Source organism: Paraburkholderia kirstenboschensis, assembly GCF_904848585.1.
GTDB classification, from domain to species: domain Bacteria; phylum Pseudomonadota; class Gammaproteobacteria; order Burkholderiales; family Burkholderiaceae; genus Paraburkholderia; species Paraburkholderia kirstenboschensis.
Window position 1 is genome coordinate 226,263 of the sequence record NZ_CAJHCR010000009.1, and the last position, 18,777, is coordinate 245,039.

General features: G+C 62.7%; 16 protein-coding genes. 7 read left to right on the top strand and 9 right to left on the bottom strand.

Annotation, left to right across the window (positions count from 1 at the left end; genetic code table 11):
* Positions 1 to 12 precede the first annotated feature (12 nt).
* The 4 genes from JMY24_RS22930 to JMY24_RS22945 form a co-directional block, all read right to left on the bottom strand.
* Positions 13 to 900 (bottom strand): 2OG-Fe(II) oxygenase, encoded by an 888-nt coding sequence (locus JMY24_RS22930; protein WP_128596937.1) that lies wholly within the window; start codon positions 898 to 900, stop codon positions 13 to 15.
* A gap of 56 nt (positions 901 to 956) precedes the next feature.
* On the bottom strand, positions 957 to 1,436 hold the full coding sequence (locus JMY24_RS22935; protein WP_128588707.1) for a nuclear transport factor 2 family protein: 480 nt from the start codon (positions 1,434 to 1,436) through the stop codon (positions 957 to 959).
* Between the two features lie 153 nt (positions 1,437 to 1,589).
* The gene (locus JMY24_RS22940; protein WP_128596938.1) at positions 1,590 to 3,038 is read right to left on the bottom strand and encodes a nicotinate phosphoribosyltransferase; all 1,449 of its coding nucleotides are present in this window, start codon (positions 3,036 to 3,038) and stop codon (positions 1,590 to 1,592) included.
* A 148-nt stretch (positions 3,039 to 3,186) separates the two neighbouring features.
* Complete coding sequence (locus JMY24_RS22945) at positions 3,187 to 3,522, bottom strand: hypothetical protein (protein WP_236597480.1); 336 nt, start codon at positions 3,520 to 3,522, stop codon at positions 3,187 to 3,189.
* 1,381 nt (positions 3,523 to 4,903) lie between these two features.
* Between JMY24_RS22945 and JMY24_RS22950 the strand changes: the two genes are divergently transcribed.
* Both JMY24_RS22950 and JMY24_RS22955 read left to right on the top strand, forming a co-directional pair.
* Positions 4,904 to 6,358, top strand: a complete 1,455-nt coding sequence (locus JMY24_RS22950) for a sigma-54-dependent transcriptional regulator (RefSeq protein ID WP_128596939.1) — start codon at positions 4,904 to 4,906, stop codon at positions 6,356 to 6,358.
* Between the two features lie 390 nt (positions 6,359 to 6,748).
* Complete coding sequence (locus JMY24_RS22955; RefSeq protein ID WP_201702964.1) at positions 6,749 to 9,424, top strand: mechanosensitive ion channel family protein; 2,676 nt, start codon at positions 6,749 to 6,751, stop codon at positions 9,422 to 9,424.
* Between the two features lie 26 nt (positions 9,425 to 9,450).
* Here JMY24_RS22955 and JMY24_RS22960 read toward each other — a convergent pair whose 3' ends face one another.
* The 5 genes from JMY24_RS22960 to JMY24_RS22980 are packed head-to-tail and all read right to left on the bottom strand — an operon-like array spanning position 9,451 to position 16,289.
* Entirely contained in the window at positions 9,451 to 11,715 is a 2,265-nt protein-coding gene (locus tag JMY24_RS22960) for an ATP-dependent DNA helicase (protein WP_201702966.1), read from the bottom strand.
* On the bottom strand, positions 11,712 to 13,526 hold the full coding sequence (locus JMY24_RS22965) for a VRR-NUC domain-containing protein (protein ID WP_128596942.1): 1,815 nt from the start codon (positions 13,524 to 13,526) through the stop codon (positions 11,712 to 11,714). The genes JMY24_RS22960 and JMY24_RS22965 overlap by 4 nt, the downstream gene beginning before the upstream one ends.
* 57 nt (positions 13,527 to 13,583) lie before the next feature.
* Positions 13,584 to 14,171: a LutC/YkgG family protein gene (locus JMY24_RS22970; RefSeq protein ID WP_128596943.1), complete on the bottom strand. Its 588-nt coding sequence runs from the start codon at positions 14,169 to 14,171 to the stop codon at positions 13,584 to 13,586.
* The gene (locus JMY24_RS22975; RefSeq protein ID WP_128590248.1) at positions 14,158 to 15,549 is read right to left on the bottom strand and encodes a lactate utilization protein B; all 1,392 of its coding nucleotides are present in this window, start codon (positions 15,547 to 15,549) and stop codon (positions 14,158 to 14,160) included. Before JMY24_RS22975 ends, JMY24_RS22970 begins: the two co-directional genes overlap by 14 nt.
* Positions 15,546 to 16,289, bottom strand: a complete 744-nt coding sequence (locus tag JMY24_RS22980; protein ID WP_128590246.1) for a (Fe-S)-binding protein — start codon at positions 16,287 to 16,289, stop codon at positions 15,546 to 15,548. The genes JMY24_RS22975 and JMY24_RS22980 overlap by 4 nt, the downstream gene beginning before the upstream one ends.
* Positions 16,290 to 16,779: 490 nt before the next feature.
* Here JMY24_RS22980 and JMY24_RS22985 point away from each other — a divergent pair, with 490 nt between their 5' ends.
* From JMY24_RS22985 to JMY24_RS23005, 5 genes are all read left to right on the top strand, one after another.
* Positions 16,780 to 17,013 (top strand): hypothetical protein, encoded by a 234-nt coding sequence (locus tag JMY24_RS22985; RefSeq protein WP_087754404.1) that lies wholly within the window; start codon positions 16,780 to 16,782, stop codon positions 17,011 to 17,013.
* A 128-nt stretch (positions 17,014 to 17,141) separates the two neighbouring features.
* Positions 17,142 to 17,375: a hypothetical protein gene (locus JMY24_RS22990; protein ID WP_201702968.1), complete on the top strand. Its 234-nt coding sequence runs from the start codon at positions 17,142 to 17,144 to the stop codon at positions 17,373 to 17,375.
* 128 nt (positions 17,376 to 17,503) lie between these two features.
* A complete protein-coding gene (locus JMY24_RS22995) occupies positions 17,504 to 17,737 on the top strand; it encodes a hypothetical protein (protein WP_201702970.1) in 234 nt (77 codons plus the stop codon).
* A gap of 128 nt (positions 17,738 to 17,865) precedes the next feature.
* On the top strand, positions 17,866 to 18,099 hold the full coding sequence (locus JMY24_RS23000) for a hypothetical protein (RefSeq protein WP_201702970.1): 234 nt from the start codon (positions 17,866 to 17,868) through the stop codon (positions 18,097 to 18,099).
* Between the two features lie 128 nt (positions 18,100 to 18,227).
* Positions 18,228 to 18,461 carry a hypothetical protein gene (locus JMY24_RS23005; protein ID WP_201702972.1) on the top strand — a complete coding sequence of 78 codons (234 nt, stop codon included), beginning with the start codon at positions 18,228 to 18,230 and terminating at the stop codon, positions 18,459 to 18,461.
* Positions 18,462 to 18,777 lie beyond the last annotated feature (316 nt).

Sequence of the window (18,777 nt, forward strand, 5' to 3'; positions counted from 1 at the left end):
GCTGATACGGAATCAGACGTACGCGCGTTCGCGCACCCACTTCGTCATGATCCACTTCTCGCCGGCAAGCACCGGCGCGCCGCCGTGCAAGGTCAGCGGATCGAGTTGACGCTGGCCGTTCATGTAGCGGAAATACACGGCACCGCCCCGGTTCGCCGCCACCGACAAGCCCGCTTCAGGGAAAATCGTTTCGCCGCCTTCGGGCACGTCGTTCAGATAGATGACGAGCGTAGCCACGCGCTGGCCGCCACGTGCCGTATGTACCGCGCTGCCCGGTTGATCGGGCGGGAAATAGTCGAAATGCGGCCGGTATTCGCCGGCCGGGCCATAGTGCAGAACCTGCAGACCTTCGCCGTTCTCGACCGGCCAGTTCATCAGGCTTGCAATGCGCTGTTCCAGCCGTTCGATCAACGCGTCTTCCCCGCGTTGATACCAGATGCCCTCACTCGTCCGGTTGCGGATCACGTCTTCGCGACCGGTCGTGGGATTGACGGTGGTCGATCGTTTCAGCCGATGCCGCGAACGCTCGATCATCTCGCTGCATTCTTGCGCGGAAAGCACATTCCCGAACACGATTACCTGCGGCCGCTCACAGCGCGTCAACACCTGCACGTCGCGGTCATGGGCGTGGATCGTGTTGCCGCGCGCGACCGGCGCGTCGTCATACCGGTACGCTTGTGGCGCCTTTTGCGGTGACGCGGCCTCGGTGCCGCCCGCCGCTGAAACCGGCGCCGTTGCTGCGCTCGTCACACTCGAGCCGAAGGCGGCGCGCACCGCTTCGCTGGCTGCGTCGGCGGCAAAACCCGCTTGCGTCATGGCCTCGATCATCGAGTCCATCGTGCAGCCGCGCGCTGCGTTGGTGCGCAGCCATTCGTGCCAAGCGGCATCCACTACCGGCATACGTGTCCCCGCTGATGGATGAAACAAGGATACTGCATCGACCCCAGCCCTCGCGTTCAGGTGTTATGGTCCTGGCGCCGATAGAGCGCGAGCCCTCTTCTCGCCCGCGAGCGGATCGAGCGATGCACGAGCGGCGACCATCCGAGCAGCGCGCCTCGTGCGCCTAACGCCTGACGCAGCCACGCCCACAAATCGAAACTGTCGCGATGCTCGACGATCAGCCCGTCGCGAAACGCAAAGCGCGCATCGATCTGGTTGACCACCGGGCGGCCGGTCTGGCTGAACACGTAGCCTGCCGTCCAATGCGCGCGGCCGCTATGTTCGTCGGCTTCGATGCTGTCGAATGTCAGCGAAAAATCCTGCGCGCGCGTGACGAGCATGCGCCACATGTCGCGCACTTCGTCGCCGTGCAATTCACCGAATGCGGGGTCGCTGAAGACGACGTCGTCGGCGTAGCAGGCGATCATGGTGTCGGCGTCGCGCCGCTGGAACGCGGTGTAGAAGCGCTCGATCAGTTCAGTGTTGGAATGGCTCATTGTTCTGGTATTTGCGTTGCCTGTATTGAAGCGCGTGTTGAAGCCGTGTTGAAGCGCGAATCGAAGCCGTCGAAGCCGTGTTACAGCCCGCGATAACGGCGATTCGCCGGATTGTATCGAATCATTGCGCCTGCGGGCCTGGATGCGCAGCCTCTATGCTTCGTGTGCATGCGCGCGAGCGCGAATCTCCGACAACGATACGTCGACCAGCAGTTTGCCCGAATCGAACACGGTGATCATCGCATCTTCCCAATCGGCTTCGCCTGAGTCCGCGTCCACGGCCGGCGCGAGCGGCAGCGTCGCCGTGCGGTAGTCGCCCGTTCGACGGTTGCGCAACAGCGTGAGGCGTCCTTTCATCGAGCGTTTGGTCATGTCCGTGACCGGATCTTTCGACACATCGTGCCATGCGTCGCCGAGGCGGATCGCCGAGCACTTCATCGCAAAGCGCTGCGTGTCGCGATTGATCTGCTGCAACAGCGCGCCGCCCATGCCGAACACGATGTTGTCCGCCGCAAAACCCGCATTGTCCATCGCGGCGAGAATGCCCTCGAGCGAGTCGGGATTCACGCCATCGCCCTGTATCACTCGCACGTTGTTCAGCACGCGCCGCCCCTTGCTGTTCAGCGCCGATCCAAACGACGCCTCCAGCGCATGCAAGGTCTGCAACACGATAGTCTGCGGATCGCCCGAATCCGGCCTGATCACAAGCGTGCCGCCGGACTCGAGCACGGCCTGTTTCAGATCGGTGCCCCAAACCTTCAGCGCGGCGTACAGATCGTAGGAGTCCGATACCACGGAAACGATTGCGCCCGGCCTTGCGAACTTCGCGATCATGTTCCGATACGCGTCGGTCTCGCGCTCGCGGCCCCACGAGGTGATCGTGCTGTGCTCGGCGGCCGGCACCGAAAAAGCGGCCATGCTCTCGTTGTAATAATGGTTGGCGGCGACCACGCCGAGCACCGTGTCGGAGCCCATGAAGCTCACGAGATGCGCGGCGCCGCCGATTGCCGCCGACTCCGCGCTCGACACGCCGCGAGCACCGAAGTCGTGCAGTTTGAACGGCAGTTGCGTGAGGTCGTCGCTCGTCTTGGTCAGATAGGCGCGAATCGTCTTGCGCAGATGCCAGCTTTGCGTCGCTACCGTGATCGGATACCACACGCGCAACAGCATGGTTTCCAGATATGAGGCCAGCCAGAATACTTGCGGATCGTCGCACTCGACGGTGACGAGCACGTTGTGCGTGGGCACCACCGAGCCCTCGGGCACTGCGCGAATTCGCACCGGCAGATACCCGTTGTGACGCTCGACGATATGACGCCAGCCGGCTTCGTTGAACGGCTCGCCATGCGCGCTGAAAAACGCCTTCGCCTGTTCGATCATCGCCGCGGTGACGGGCCGGCACAGATACTCCTTGATCAGCATCTGCAAGCCGAAAAAGAGCGTGCAATCGTAGCGCCCGCCGCGCGATTCGATGTACGAGAACATCGCCGACGCTTCGGGCGGGTACTGCAGATAGTGCGATGCCTTGTACGAATCCGTGTTGAGAATCGGATTCGAGAGGATCGAAGAAACGCCGCTAAAACCGCTGGATTCGTTGGCCATGAAGGACGCCGCGCCCGGCTCGCTGACTGTGGCTGGCTTTACATGATGCCACGAAGCGTAACGCGGCCATCGCGCGGGCGCGACGATTTCAGCGTCCACGACTCCTTCGTGATACACGCGCAAGCCGCCCGCAACTCACGAACAGCGCTCAATCCGATTCGCCGTATTCCCGCTGACGGATGTTCGCATCGCGATCGCAGTTCCTCTCGTGCGAAACCGGCATCTCGTATGCATCGTGCAACGCTGGGCGCTGGATCTCCGCCTGTGCCTTGCGCTTCATTGCGTCGGCAATCACGAGCGTGAATAGATCAACCGGCGGCGCGGCAAATAATGCGCGCGGCGCACCGGCGTGCGCCCGATAACGAAGACGGATAACTTCTGCAGTACGTGCCGTGGCTGGCTGGTCGTGGCGTGGCCCGCAGACCGAGCCGATAACGTGTGCTTTCATGACATCCCCCGTTCGGTGACACGCCGACGGCTGCATGGCAGCCTTCCAGGTCCGCCGTGCTCACGCAATACACGCGAACACGGCGCCCGGTCCACCTCGCTTGTACGCTTCTCTGTGGAAGCTCTGGCCTTCTCCCCGTTTCGTCGCGCCGGTTGGTCCGGACCGTGCGCTGCCCCTTCCCTGTTTGCATGTCGCTCGCGCAAACGTTGCCGCGCGAGGTACCTGTCGTTATGTCTCCACCACGTGCACCTCCACAGACGAAAAAATCGACGAGGTCAGAGCTTTGCGTCGTCGGGTGGCGAAACAACCGTTTCGCATCGGTCATTCGCCCCGTGTTATGTGACGTCCGCTTGTCCATGGCCCCGTCGCAGCCTCGTAGGACGCATTGGCTTTCCCCGGCCGCGTCCACGAAGTCGTCTTGCCGCCGGTCGTTTTTTGACTTCCCCTCTCCCTCACCGACCGGCAGCAACAGATTCGCTGTGACTCGCTTATTGCAATGGCTATGCCATGCATGCCGAAGTCCTGTCGCGCGGGGCGTTTGCCGGCACGCGCGGCTATCGCCGGTTTTTTCGCCGACGTGCCGAAGCTCCAATGATTCGTATTCGAGACGCTTTTCGAGGCTGCGGCCGCGTGTAAAACGCAGATTGAACCCGCGGAATACGCGCTTCGCATAAGCATCGAATCCGGCTACGCCACGCCCCTTCGCGGTTTGCGTTCAAGTTCGGAGCGAATCTGCCGACATAGCAGCACATGGAAGCGCTCGAGATGCGCTCGAAAACGCACTGTCGATTCTGTTGCATTGTTGAAACATCGAAAATGGCGGAATGGACCTGCGCGTGCAGGGTTCGCTCACGCGCTTTGTACTCCACCGCGCATAACGGGGCTTGACGTGTCGTGTCCGAACGGCTTCTGGTTATCCGCGCAGTGGGCCGTATATCGGGCGACTATACGGCCACTATGAGGCCACTATGGGGCCACTATCAGCCGGCAATCGAATAAACGCCCGTCAGGAGGGCAACCTGTCAGGTTCCTGATTTGTTTGTATAGCATTCCAAAGCGCTTTCGCTTATGTTTAAGTCACGCGCCGTTTAGAGCGCGATCAGAAAAGCCAACGAGATAAGAAACGGTACAAGTGATTCGGGGATGAAATACTCCGGCGGTTGCAACATGGAACGTTCACCCGTCTGCCGCAAATGTGCGGCACCTCGCAGTTCACGCTGCGCTGCTTGCCCCGCTATAACGTTACAGTGCATTGGCCATTGCCCGAGCTGCGCGCAATAGCGCCCGCGATGGTCCAGAGCTTCATGCCCGGTTTCGCAACCAGGCTGCTGGCTCGTTTATTCCGCAGGCCGGGTCTGGCTTGCGATCCTTAACAACGTCGAACAGCAGTCTTGAAAGCAGCATCGAATCGGGGGTAATGAAAATGACATTCGCATCTGCGGACACCGAACGCACCGTTCTTTACGTGTCGAACTCGCCCGATAAGAAACTCGCCGACTTCCTCGCCGCATCCGCCTGGCACGCCGTACACGCGAAAAGCACCGCAAGCGCGGAACGCATGATCGAGCGCGACAATATCAAGGTCGGCCTCGTCGAGCTGCCGCAAGACTGCACCTCGCAACAACTGTCCGCGCTTGCCTCGTGCATGCGCCGGCCAGAAACCAACTGGGTCGCTCAAATCGCGCCGGGCCAGGCGGACGACGAACTGGTCAGCCGTTTTATCCTCGATTACTGCTTCGACTTCGTCACGCGGCCGTGGCTGAACGAGCGGCTCGTATTCGCGCTGGGCCATGCGCATGGACTGTCGGCGCTGCGGCAAGCGCCCGCAACGCCGGAACCGTCGCTCGGACGGCACGGCATGGTCGGCCAGTGCGAGGCTATGCAGCAGTTGTACCGGCGCATCGACAAATGCGGCGCGACCGAAGCGCCGGTGTTCGTCGCCGGTGAGTCGGGTACGGGCAAAGAGTTGACCGCGCGCGCGATCCACGAGCGCTCGCCGCGGGCCGGCCGGCCGTTCGTCGCTATCAATTGCGCGGCGATTCCGCCGAGCCTGTTGCAGGCGGAACTGTTCGGCCATGAGCGCGGCGCCTTTACCGGCGCGCTTCAACGCAAGATCGGGCGAATCGAAAGCGCTCATGAAGGCACGCTTTTTCTCGATGAAATCGGCGACATGCCGCACGAATGCCAGGCCGTGCTGCTGCGTTTTCTGCAGGAAGGCACGATCGAGCGGCTCGGCGGCAATGGGCCGATACACGTGAATGTGCGGGTTATTTCGGCAACGCACGTCGACCTCGACAAGGCAGTCGAAGAAGGCCGTTTCCGGGCCGACCTGTATCACCGGCTGTGCGTGCTGCGCCTCGTCGAGCCGCCGTTGCGCGAGCGCGGCGGCGACATCAAGCTGCTCGCGAACTATGCGCTGAGCATGTACAAGCAGGACGGCGCGCGCAAGCTGCGCGGACTGTCTAGCGACGCAATCGTCGCGATGTCGAACTATGCGTGGCCGGGCAACGTGCGCGAACTGATCAACTGCGTGCGCCGCGCCGTAGTGATGAGCGAGGGCCGCTTCATCAACGCGAGCGACCTGGGCTTGCCCGAGACGGACAACGGGCCGGCCGTCACGCTCGCGGAAATTCGCAGCAAAGCCGAAAAGGACGCGATCGAGCATGCGCTGCAGCGGCATGGTTACAAGTTGTCGGAGGCGGCGGCCGAGCTTGGTATTTCCCGCGCCACGCTGTACCGGCTGATGCATGCGGACCGGCTGCATGCGGAGCCTTCAGGCGGCCGCGCGTCGAGCGCGGGTGCCGAGGGGGATTCGGATGCGGACGGCGACCGCGAGCGGCGCGCGCCTACGCTGATGTCGGCTTCTGCTTAGTTTTTGGGCTGGTTTTCGTCCGGTTTCGCCTCGTTTTTGGCTTGGGTTTTGGTCCGGCCCCAGCGCTCTAGCACTCGGCGGCGATAAATCCGCCCCTGACAGGAGCTAGCCCGTACCGACCTCGACAGTCGGTCCGGGCAGTAACCCCCTTCTCCACGTCGCCGCCGCGCGGCGCCCCGGCCCGGCACCTCCACGATGCCCGCAGGCAAGCAATTTGCTTCCGCCTGTTGCCTCGCCATCTCACGCTCACCCGACCGGTCGGCATCCACAACGCGGCCGCAGTCCAAAGGAACTTGTGCGACGAAAGCCGTGTCGGTTAAGGTCGATCAAACCGCCAGACCGGCCGATGCACCGCACGCCATCGGCGCCCGCAGCCCCGTCTTACACCCTATGCGCAAATTACTACACGCCTGCTTCCTCGTTTTCCTCCTTCTCGGCGCCCCGGCCGTTTTCGCGGCGGTGACCCCGGCCACTGCCGCCTCGGGCCCTTCCGTCAGCCTGACCCCCGAACAGGCGCGCCAAGCGCTCTCAGTCCTCAACGATCCCAAACGCCGCGCCCAGGTGGCGGACACTTTGCAGGCCATTGCCGCAGCCGGCGCGCTGAGCACCCCGGCCTCCGCCGCGACGGCCGCCTCGGCGCCGGCTACTGCAAGCGGCGCCGCAGCTCTCGTGCCGAACGCGTTTAAATCCAACGGACTCGCGTCGCAACTGGCTCGTCAGGGCGCGCACTGGGCCGTCCACCTCGGCACGTCGCTGCGCAACTCGATTACGGCGCTCCTCGACGTCGCTTCGGTGCGCGCGTGGTGGAACTGGCAGTCGACAAATCCGCACGCGCGCTCCGTTCTCGCGCACGTCGCGTGGTCGCTGCTGGCCGCACTGCTGCCCGCGCTCGTGCTCGAATGGCTCGCGCGTCGCCTGTTGCGCCGCGCGTATTTCGCGCTCGCCGCGCGCCGCGAACGTGGCGATGCCGCAGACGCACCGCGCACCGACTTGCCGGTCGACGTCGAACCGCAGCCCTCCGACGCTCCGAACGCCGCGCCGCCGCTGCCCGCCCCGCCGGTGGCCGAGGTACGGGCCGAGGCGCAGGCGAGAGCGCAGGCAAGCGCGACACCGGCAACCGGCCAGCCCGCCGTCACGCCCGCGCCATCAGCCACGGCCGCGAGCGGCAAAGCCACTGAAGCCAAGGGCAAGCAGAACGCCACGCATCACTGGACGCTCCTGCAGCGCCTGCCGCGCGCGCTGTTGATTACGGTTCTGCGCCTGCTGCCGCTCGCGGTATTCATCGGCGCGGCGAGCGCGCTCATGTCGATCTTCACCAACGACGGCACGCCGCAAGACCGCGCGCTCGATTCGCTCGTCGATATCTACGTGCTGTGCCGCGTTATCGTGATCCTCAGCGGCTTTTTCCTGCAGCCCACGGCGCCGCGTCTGCGCCTGTTGCGGATGAGCGATGCATGGGCCGCTTTCGTACACCGCTGGGTGATACGGATTGTCAGCGTCGTAGGCGTGGGCTCCGCGATTGCGGAAATCGCGCACTCGCTCGGCCTGAGCGACGCGGCGCATCTCGCGTTGATGAAGGTCGTGGCGCTTGCTGGCCACCTGATGATCTCGATCCTGATTCTGCAATGCGCGAAACCGGTCGGCGAACTCATCCGCCAGCGCATGGCCGCGCGCAAGTCGCTCGAAATGGTCGGCAATGCACTCGCGGATGCATGGGCGTGGCTCTCGGCCTTCGTCGTGATGGCGCTATGGTTCATCTGGGCGCTCGACGTGCAGAACGGCTATCACGCGCTGCTGCATCTCGGCGGCATGTCGCTCGCCGTGCTGGTGGGCGCGCGGGTGGCCGCGATCGTCGTCTTCGGCGGGCTCGCGCGGCTCTTCAGCGGACAGGAGGACACCGCCGGCAAGTCGCTCGTGCATCAGCATGCGTACCGCTATTACCCGCTGCTGCGGCGTGTGATCTCGTGGATCATCGGCATCGTCACCGCGCTCGCGTTGCTCCAGGTGTGGGGCGTCGATGTGGGCGAGCTGTTCCGCGCTGGCAGCGTCGGCCACCGCCTTGCGTCGGCCATCGTGACGATCGGCGTCGCGGCGGTGATCGCGCTCATCGTGTGGGAAAGCGTAAATGTGTCGGTCGAGCACCGGCTGGATCGCTGGACCACGAGCGGCGACCTCGTGCGAGCCGCGCGTTTGCGCACGCTGCTGCCCATGCTGCGCACCGCGCTTTTCTGCGTGATCGCACTGGTGGTCGTACTCACGGGCCTGAGCGAACTCGGCGTGAACATCGGGCCGCTTCTTGCAGGCGCCAGTATCTTCGGCGTGGCGCTCGGCTTCGGCTCGCAGAAGCTCGTGCAGGATTTCATCACAGGCATCTTCCTGCTGATGGAAAACGCGATGCAGGTCGGCGACTGGGTGACGCTCGCGGGCGTGTCCGGCACCGTCGAGTATCTGTCGATCCGCACAGTGCGGCTACGCGGCAGCGACGGTTCGCTTTTCACCGTGCCGTTCAGTTCGGTATCGACGGTGAACAATACGAATCGCGGCATCGGCAATGCGGCCGTTCGCGTGAACATCGTATTCGGCCAGGACGTGGATCTCGCGATCGGCACGCTCAAGGAAATCGGCGCCGCACTGCGCGAAGACGAGAAGTTCAAGGACGGCATTCTGTCCGACTTCAGCTTCTGGGGCGTGGATGCGGTGGACGGCTCAGCCGTTACGCTGGCCGGACAGATGCAGTGCCGCGATTCCGCGCGCTGGGGCGTGCAGCGCGAATTCAACCGGCGCATTCTCGACCAGTTCCGCGAGCGCGGCATCGAGATCGCGAACCCGCAGCGCAATCTGCTGACGTGGGACCCGGACAGCGTTGCGCCCCGCGTCGAAGCGGGCGAGCCTCCGAAACAGGCGCCTGAGCAAACGCCTTCGAGCGGCCCGTCCGCCGACGGTGCATCGCCCGACGGCGCTTCGAAGGGCGATGCACCGGTGGAAGATCAGATTCCTGTCGACTCGAAGCCCGCGGGCGGCCCCGGCACACCGGCGAATCCGGGATCGACGTCGCCTCACGAATAAGGCATGGGCTGAGCGCGTCGATTGAATTACCGGACCTGCCACCACCGAGGCAACAGGCGGCGCACCTCTGGCCGCCTGTACCGGTCGTCGATCAGATGCACGACGCCCTCGTCGAGTTCGGTGCGAATCACGCGCCCCGCCGCCTGCACCACCTTTTGCAAACCGGGGTACAGGTACATGTATTCGTAGCCGTTGCCGAAACGCGCGTCCATCGTGCGCCGCATCTGTTCGTTGACTTCGTTCATTTGCGGCAGGCCCAACGTCGCGATGAAAGCGCCGATCAGCTGCTGCCCGACCAGATCGACACCTTCCGAAAACGCGCCGCCAAGCACCGCAAAGCCGATGCCCCGGTTCGCGCTACGAAACCGCGCGAGGAACGCGTCGCGGGCCGCTTCGTCCATGCCCGGTTCCTGCGCCCAGACCGGCAGTCCGGGATGACGCTCGCGCATCAGCGCGACCACCTGCTGCAGGTAATCGAAACTGCTCAGGAACCCCAGGTAATTGCCGGGCTGCGCGGTGTACTGCTTTGCGATCAGATCGACGATGGGCTCGAGCGAACGTTCGCGATCGCGCCAGCGCGTCGACACGTTCCCGGCTACACGCACCTGCAACTGCTCCGCGCGAAACGGCCCTTCGACGTCGAGCCATTGCGTCTCCTGCGCAAGACCCAACGTATCGCGGTAAAAATGATGCGGACTAAGCGTGCCCGAAAACATGACGGTCGTGCGCGCCGCCGCATAACGCGGCGCGAGAAACGGAGCGGGAATCACATTGCGCACGCATAGCGTGCAACTGGTCTTGTCGCGTGGCGCGTGGCGGTCGGTTGTCAGCGTGATGTCGAAAATCGAATGCTCGCCGAACTGCTCCGCGAGCGCGACGAAATGCATCGCGTCGAAGAAAAAGCGCAGCGACGCTTCGTCGATCGAGAGCGGCGCTTCCGCCAGCTGATCCGTCACCGCGCCAATCAGATTTTGCGCCGCCGAGAGCAGCTTGCCGGGCACGTCCGCATAGACCTGATACGACGCGGTTTGCGCGCGCTTGACCGCATTCCATTCGCGCTGCAACCGTTCGAGCGGCTTTCGCAAGCTGGGCGGCGCCGTCTTGCGCGCGAGCCGCAACGCCGCCTGATCGAGCGACGCCGTGTACATGCGGCGCGCACGGTCGAGCAGGTTATGCGCTTCGTCCACCAGTACGCCGATGCGCCACTGGTTGATCTGCGTGAGCGCGTAGAGCATTGCGCTGCTGTCGTAGTAGTAGTTGTAGTCGCCCACCACGACGTCGGCCCAGCGCGCAAGTTCCTGGCCCAGATAATACGGGCACACGTCATGCGCGAGCGCCGCTTCGCGCACCGCGGCGCGATCGAGCCTCTGGCCCGCGAGCGCCGTGCTTCGTGCCGCGTCGAGCCGGTCATAGAAGCCGCGCGCGAGCGGACACGACTCGCCGTTGCACGCTTTGTCGGGATGCTCACAGGCTTTGTCGCGTGCCACCAGTTCAAGCGTTCTCAACGGTAAAGACCCTGCGCTCCGGCGAAGCGTTTCGATCGCGTCGAGCGCGAGCGCACGGCCAGGCGTTTTCGCGGTCAGAAAAAACACGCGATCGATCTGCTCCGCCGCGCACGCCTTCAATAACGGAAAGATCGTGGCGACTGTCTTACCGATGCCGGTTGGCGCCTGCGCCATCAGCGCCTTACCGTCGCGCGCCGCACGGTAGACCGACACCGCCAGCTCGCGCTGCCCGCAGCGAAACTGCGCATGCGGAAACTGCAACGCGTTCAGCGCGGCGTTGCGCGCGAAACGGTGCGCCTCCTCCTGCACGGACCAATCCAGAAACCGCTCGCATTGGTCGACAAAAAAGATCTCCAGCTCGCGCGCGGTATGCGTTTGCGTGAGCAACGTCTCCTTCTGACTGCCGATGTCGAAGTAAACCAGCGCGACGGTCAACTCGTCGAATCCACGTGCGCGGCACAACAAGTGTCCATACACCAGCGCCTGCGCCCAATGTAGCGCGCGGTGATTGTCAGGCATGCGCTCGAGATCGCCACGATGCGTCTTGACCTCTTCCAGCCGGTGCGCCACCGGATCGTAGCCGTCCGCACGGCCCCGCACGTTGAGATTGCGATGCGTACCGGTCAGCGTGATTTCGGTTTCGTAGCCGCTTGTACGGCGGCCCGCGACCGTGACGTGGCCCGCCATGCCTTCCAGCGAGGTTGGCGCGGGTGTGAACCGCAGATCGAGGTCGCCGCGTCGCGCGGTGAACTCGCACATGGCTCGCACGGCGACGACGTAGGTCATGCCGTGCGCTCGGCGGTGAACGTGGCGTGCGTCAGGGCGCCCGCGGTTGGATCGGCGACTGCATGCTCGAGCGCTTCGTCGGCCCAACGCACGTCGAGCACGCGTACCGGCATGCCGTGCTGCACGCAGTAAGCTAGCCAGCGAATCTGGTTGTCCTGCAAGCGGTCGCCGGGCCCTTTCACTTCGATCAGTTCATAACGCCGCTCGGCGGGCCAGAAGCGGATCAGATCGGGCAGACCCGAGCGATTGCCGCGAATATCGAGCAGCAAACGCTCGAACCACAATTTCAGATGCGCGGCCGGCAGGCAGTCGAGCGCTGTCGCGACAAGCTCGGGCGTAAGCAGTCCCCAGAACACAAACGGCGACTGCACGCCGGCCTTGCCATGCAGATGCCGCGCAATCGTCTCGCGATACGCGCCGCTATCGAGTTGCGCAAGGCACGCAGCGAACTGTTCGGCTCGACGCGCATGAAAGTCCGGCGCGTGAAGATCGGCGGGACCACGTTGGAACGGATGAAAAAACGCACCGGGTAGTGCCGCAAATACCGGTTCCCAGCAGAGCAGTCCGAACAGCGAGTTGATCAATGCGTTCTCGACGTAATGCACCGGCGCTGACTCGCAGGTCAGATGATCGCGCACCACGTATTCAACGGGCTGCGGCGCTTGCGGCCTGGGCAATGTCACGGTGCTGCGTTCAGCCGCTCGTGCAGCGGCCGCCCGCACCGCCGGCTCACCGAGCTTGCGCCGCAGGCGCGGCAGCATGCGCGCAATGCGCTGCGCCTCCTCCTCGCTTTCGGGCGATGCTGCAACTCGTAACGCTAACGAAAGCGCTGCGTCGAAACGCTCGGCCCGTTCAAGCACGCGTACGCGCCGATGACGCGCGCCAGGCCATGCGCAAATCTCGTACACGGCGAGCGCCGTGGGCCACATCTGCCGCCGCTCACCATGCTGGCCGATGCGAAAGAGTAGCTTGGCGCGCCGCATTTCGAGCCACGAGTTGGACGTTTCGACTCTTCGGACCCGAGCCACGAGCTCATTGAGCGCGGCGCTTTCCACTTCGAGATCAATCAGCGATCCGAACGTTTCTATCGAATCCAATTCTTCACGACATGCGTGCAACGCGAGATAAACATCGACATCCGCCCGCTGCTGAAACGCGCGCGACGACGGCCCGAAAGCCACCTTCTCGTACTGGAACACGCCGAGATCGGCGAGCACGAATTCTGACCAGTCCTGTTGCAGATTGCCAAAGAACATCAGACGCAGACGCTCGCACAGCGGCGCAATGTCGACGCGGAACACGCAATCGATTGTTTGACGGTGCCATGCGGACAACGGGCGCGCGATGCAGCTATCGCTGTCGTTCTCGTCCCGTTCGCGATAGAACGGGCGTAATGCTTCCAGCAGATCGGGCTTGCGCAGACTCCGTGCGCCCGGAATCAGCGCGAGCGCCTCCGCGAAGATGTCCAGCAATTCGGGGCGCGTAGTGAGGGCGAACAGATCGTCGAGTGTCAGGTGCGGCGCGGAATCTAACCAGCCGAGCGCCGTGATGGGCGCGGCGGCTTGCACTGGGCAGCCGATTTCGTCGTAAGCGAGGCGACTTGCGCGAAACAACGCGCCTTTGCGCATGAGCATCCGCACCAGCAACGCGCGCGACGCCTGCGGCAAGCGCGCGAATGTGCCGAGAAAAGCCTGCTCGCTCGCATCGAGCAGATCGTCGTAGCGTTGCGCAAGCCAGGCAAGCGCACGCTCGAAATTCAGCAGATAGTAAGGGACACCGGCGAGGGAATCCGGCGGAGCATCGGTTGCCACAGAGTTTGCATGACCTGTACGTTTATACAGTAATGATAGCAAACTCCGCTGCCGCGGCTACTCACCGGCCAACCACACCACCGTCAGCGACCGCACGCCCTGCGCGCCGCGAATCAGCACGCCTTCTATATCCGCGGTCGCGGAAGGTCCCGTGACGAGTGCCGCATAGCGGGCATCGCGAAAATCGTCGCGGCGGTAAACGTCCTGCAAGCCATCGACGAGTTGCGCCGGATCGAGCAGTACCACGAGATGCTGCACGATATAGCCCAACGCATTGACCACGTACTCGCGTTCGCTGAACCACACCGAGCCGGTCTCGGCCACACCGAAACGCGCACGCACCACGCCGACGTCGACATCCTGCAACGACGAAGGTTCGGTGTCCGCCGTGAGCAGGCGCGTGCCGGGCACCTCGGCAGTGGCAGAAGCGATCGACACCGTTGCGCCGAATCGCTCGCGGATCAGACTCGCAACCTCCGACGCCGCGCCTGCTTCGACGCAGGTGCCGCCCATAGTTTGCAATGCCGACGTGAAGCGTGCGCGCAAATCGCCGCCGACCGCGCGAAACAACGGCACGTCAGGGCGCGGGCGCGCCGCCGGTTGCGCCTGCCGCACCTTCGCGATAAAGGCCTCACGCGTTGCCATCGCCACCTCCACGGTTTTGCTTGTACCACGCATGGAAGGTCTGCTTCGGCGCCTCGGGCAACTCGCGTTGTCTGCCCCAGATATTCAGCGGGTTATAGAGTACGAAGTTCGGCAGCCGCCGCAACGCGCCGCTCATCGACGCTACCGTTGCGCGATACAGCGTCGGGCTCGCGAGCAGCCGCCCTGCCATTTTCAATACTTCCTGCTTCACGAACGGCACTTCGTGGCGCTCGGCAATCACCGAGCGCCATTTGTAGATCTGCTCGTGAATATTGATCTTCACCGGACACACGTTCGTGCAACTGCCGTTGAGCGTGGACGCGAACGGCAGCGCGCTATAACGCTTCAAGTCGAAGGTTGGGTTAATGATCGCGCCGATCGGCCCCGAGTAAGTGCCGCCATACGACAGCCCGCCGCTGCGCCGATACACGGGACACGTGTTCATGCAGGCGCCGCAGCGGATGCATTTGAGCGAGTACCAGAAGTCTTCCATCGCAAGCCGTTCCGAGCGGCCATGATCGACGAGGATGAAATGCATCTCCGTGCCCGGACGCGGCGCGCGAAAATGCGATGTGTATTGCGTGATCGGCGAACCGAGCGCACTTCGCGAGAGCATGCGAATAAATACGCCGAGATCCGAGACCTTTGGAATCAGCTTCTCGATACCGATCGATGCGATATGCAGCGGCGGCACATTTGCCGAAAGATCGGCGTTGCCTTCGTTCGTGCAAACCACGACCGTGCCCGTTTCCGCGACAGCGAAATTGCAGCCGGTCATGCCGGCCGTTTTCTCGCGTACGAAATACGGCCGCGTATTCATGCGCTGACTTTCCGCGAGGTAATGAATGTCGCTATTGTGCGGATCGGTGCCGATGGTTCGGCCGAACAGTTCGGCGACATCGGCGCGCAGCTTGTGGACCGCCGGCACCACCATGTGACTCGGGTCCTGATGATCGAGCTGCTGAATGCGCTCGCCCAGATCCGTTTCCATCACCGTGATGCCGCGCGGTTCGAGGTACTCGCGCATCTTGCATTCGTCGGTGAGCATCGACTTGCTTTTGACGAGCGTGGTCATGCCGCGCTCGGACATGATCTTGTGCACGAGCGCGTTGTGCTCTTCCGCCGTCGCTGCCCAGTGGACTACGACACCGTTCGCCTCTGCCGCGGCCGCGAACTGTTCGAGATACTCGGACAATTGCGACAGCGTATGTTCCTTGATACCAGATGCCAGTTCGCGCAGCGTCTCCCACTCGGCAATGCCGTGCGCCTGTGCGTCGCGTTTCTCGCGCAAATCCCACAGACGCTTGTCGTGAAACGCCACATGCTCCGTCTTTTTGATGAACTCGCCTGCTGCTTTCGCGTGGTCGATCCGGCTCATGCGCGCGCCCCGTTCAACACTTGTGCAATATGAATGAAGCGTGCGTCGGCCTTCATGCGTTCCGCGCAGCCTTGCTGATGCATCAGGCACGACATGTCGCCCGACACAATGTATTGCGCGCCCGCATTCAGATGATCGCGGACCTTGTCCTGCCCCATGCGCACCGACACCGGCTCTTCGGTCACCGAGAACGTGCCGCCGAAACCGCAGCATTCGTCGGGTCGCGACGGCTTGACGAACTCGATGCCCTTCACGCCTTCAAGCAACGCGCGCGGTTTCGAAAACGGCTGGCCGGCCACTTCCGATACCGACGCCTCCTTCAAATGCCGCAACGCGCTGCAACTATTGTGCAGGCCGACGCGATACGGAAACTCGGCCCAAGGAAATTCGCGCGCACCGACCACGTCGTGCAGAAACTCGACGAGCTCATAGGCGCTCGCCCGCACCTTTTTGACTTCGTCGGTCTGATCGATGGCGGTGAGATGCTCGCGCACGTGGTGAATGCAGCTCGCCGAAGGTCCGACGATGTAGTCGTAGCCCGCAAAGTTGCGCGCGAACACCCGCTCCGCGCCGGCCGCTTCTGCATGCGCGCCGCTGTTGCCCATGGGCTGGCCACAGCACGTCTGCTCCTGCGGGTAATCGACCTGGATGCCGAAGCGTTCCAGCAATTCGAGCGTGGCGATGCCGACCTCGGGATAAAACGCGTCGATGAAGCAAGGGATAAAGAGGGCGACTTTCATAAGCTCATTGCAGGGAATGGGGCAAGCGGGAACGGGGCGCGCAAAAAACGCCGCCAGTCAGACTGGTAATGTTGGTCTGACCAAAATATAGGGAAGTCGCCGGAGCGTGTCAATCGGGAGATCGTCACGCGAAATGCGCGTGCGGCGGCGAAGCGGCGAAAGCCGCTGGCGGGAAACTGAACTGCTTGGACTCGCCAACTAACTGACGAGTCCAGTCATTCGAATAAATCTCTGAGCGCATCGCCGTTTTCTCGAAGCAGACAGTCAGCCAAAACGTGTTTGCGATAGCACGACACCTTTTGCTGTCTCGCGCCCCGGAACCGCATGAAAAGCGCTGCGGGAGATTTTAATTTTCCCTTTATTTTCATAGGCTTATATCAGCATCGCCAGCCTGCACAGTGCACGTTGGCACACCCTATGCAAATACCCCTGTGAGCGCGACGAATAGTGCTCTTCCATCCAGACTGAAGACCCTTACAGGAGATTTACCATGAGCTCACTGACCATCAAAGACATCGCCCACACCGAAGAACTGTCTGCCAAGGCACTGTCCGCTGTACGCGGCGGCAGCAACTACAACGCAGGAAACCTCAACCTTGCCTACGGCGGCGGCTTCGCCAGCCCGGGCGTCGTGGTGGCACCGGTCACCCAGACTGATACGTACACGAAGGTCGAGATTCCCACGATCCAGAATTTCGGCGGCCTGCAGTTTGCCAAAGCGTGAGTTAAGCGCCGCGGAGAGTCGCGCTGATAGCGGATGCCGTTCAATCCCATAGAGGTGCGCTCTCCCCGCTTGCATATCGAACCGTACTCTTTAAACCGAAACACAGAAACAGCTCCAGGAGACCTACCATGACCTCGCTGACCATCAAAGACATCGCCCACACCGAAGAACTGTCCGCCAAGGCCCTGTCCGCTGTACGCGGCGGCAGCAACTACAACTTCGGAAACCTCAACCTTGCCTATGGCGGCGGCTTCGCCAGCCCGGGCGTCGTAGTGGCGCCGGTCACCCAGACTGATACGTACACGAAGGTCGAGATTCCCACGATCCAGAATTTCGGCGGCCTGCAGCTTGCCAAAGCGTGAGTTAAGCGCCACGGAGAGTCGCGCTGATAGCGGATGCCGTTCAATCCCATAGAGGTGCGCTCTCCCCGCTTGCACATCGAACCGTACTCTTTAAACCGAAACACAGAAACAGCTCCAGGAGACCTACCATGACCTCGCTGATCATCAAAGACATCGCCCACACCGAAGAACTGTCCGCCAAGGCACTGTCCGCTGTACGCGGCGGCAGCAACTACAACGCAGGAAACCTCAACCTTGCCTATGGCGGCGGCTTCGCCAGCCCGGGCGTCGTGGTGGCGCCGGTCACCCAGACTGATACGTACACGAAGGTCGAGATTCCCACGATCCAGAATTTCGGCGGCCTGCAGTTTGCCAAAGCGTGAGTTAAGCGCCGCGGAGAGTCGCGCTGATAGCGGATGCCGTTCAATCCCATAGAGGTGCGCTCTCCCCGCTTGCACATCGAACCGTACTCTTTAAACCGAAACACAGAAACAGCTCCAGGAGACCTACCATGACCTCGCTGATCATCAAAGACATCGCCCACACCGAAGAACTGTCTGCCAAGGCGCTCTCCGCTGTACGCGGCGGCAGCAACTACAACGCAGGAAACCTCAACCTTGCCTATGGTGGCGGCTTCGCCAGCCCGGGCGTCGTGGTGGCGCCGGTCACCCAGACTGATACGTACACGAAGGTCGAGATTCCCACGATCCAGAATTTTGGCGGCCTGCAGTTTGCCAAAGCGTGAGTTAAGCGCCGCGGAGAGTCGCGCTCACAGCGGATGCCGTTCAATCCCATAGAGGTGCGCTCTCCCCGCTTGCACATCGAACCGTACTCTTTAAACCGAAACAGAGAAACAGCCCCAGGAGACCTACCATGACCTCGCTGACCATCAAAGACATCGCCCACACCGAAGAACTGTCCGCCAAGGCACTGTCCGCTGTCCGCGGCGGCAGCAACTTCAACTTCGGAAACGTCAATGCCGCTTACGGCGGCGGCTTTGCCAGCCCCAGTATCGTGGTCGCACCGGTCACCCAGATTGGCACGTACACGAAAGTCGACATTCCCACGATCCAGAATTTCGGCGGCCTGCAATTTGTCAAGGCATGAGTCCAGGGCTCGAGCGTCGCAAGCCCGGATCGCATCACGCGTGCTGCCGCAGGATCACGGCGAGAGCTTCGTCGAGAGGACAGCGGGCACTATATCTGATGACAGTTTTCATAACAGGGGAGCGCAGTGGGCAGGCCAAGCGGTTGGTCGAGTCAACGTAGTTCGTTCTCCTTCCGAACCCTCCGGACTTGTCACCGAGGTTTGGATCTAAAGGCCCGCCGGTCACTCCACCCGGCGGGCTTTTTTTCACGCGCTCTCATGTTTTATATATCGACGGCCGCTGCACAGACCGTCACGGTGCTGAACGTCGTGCATG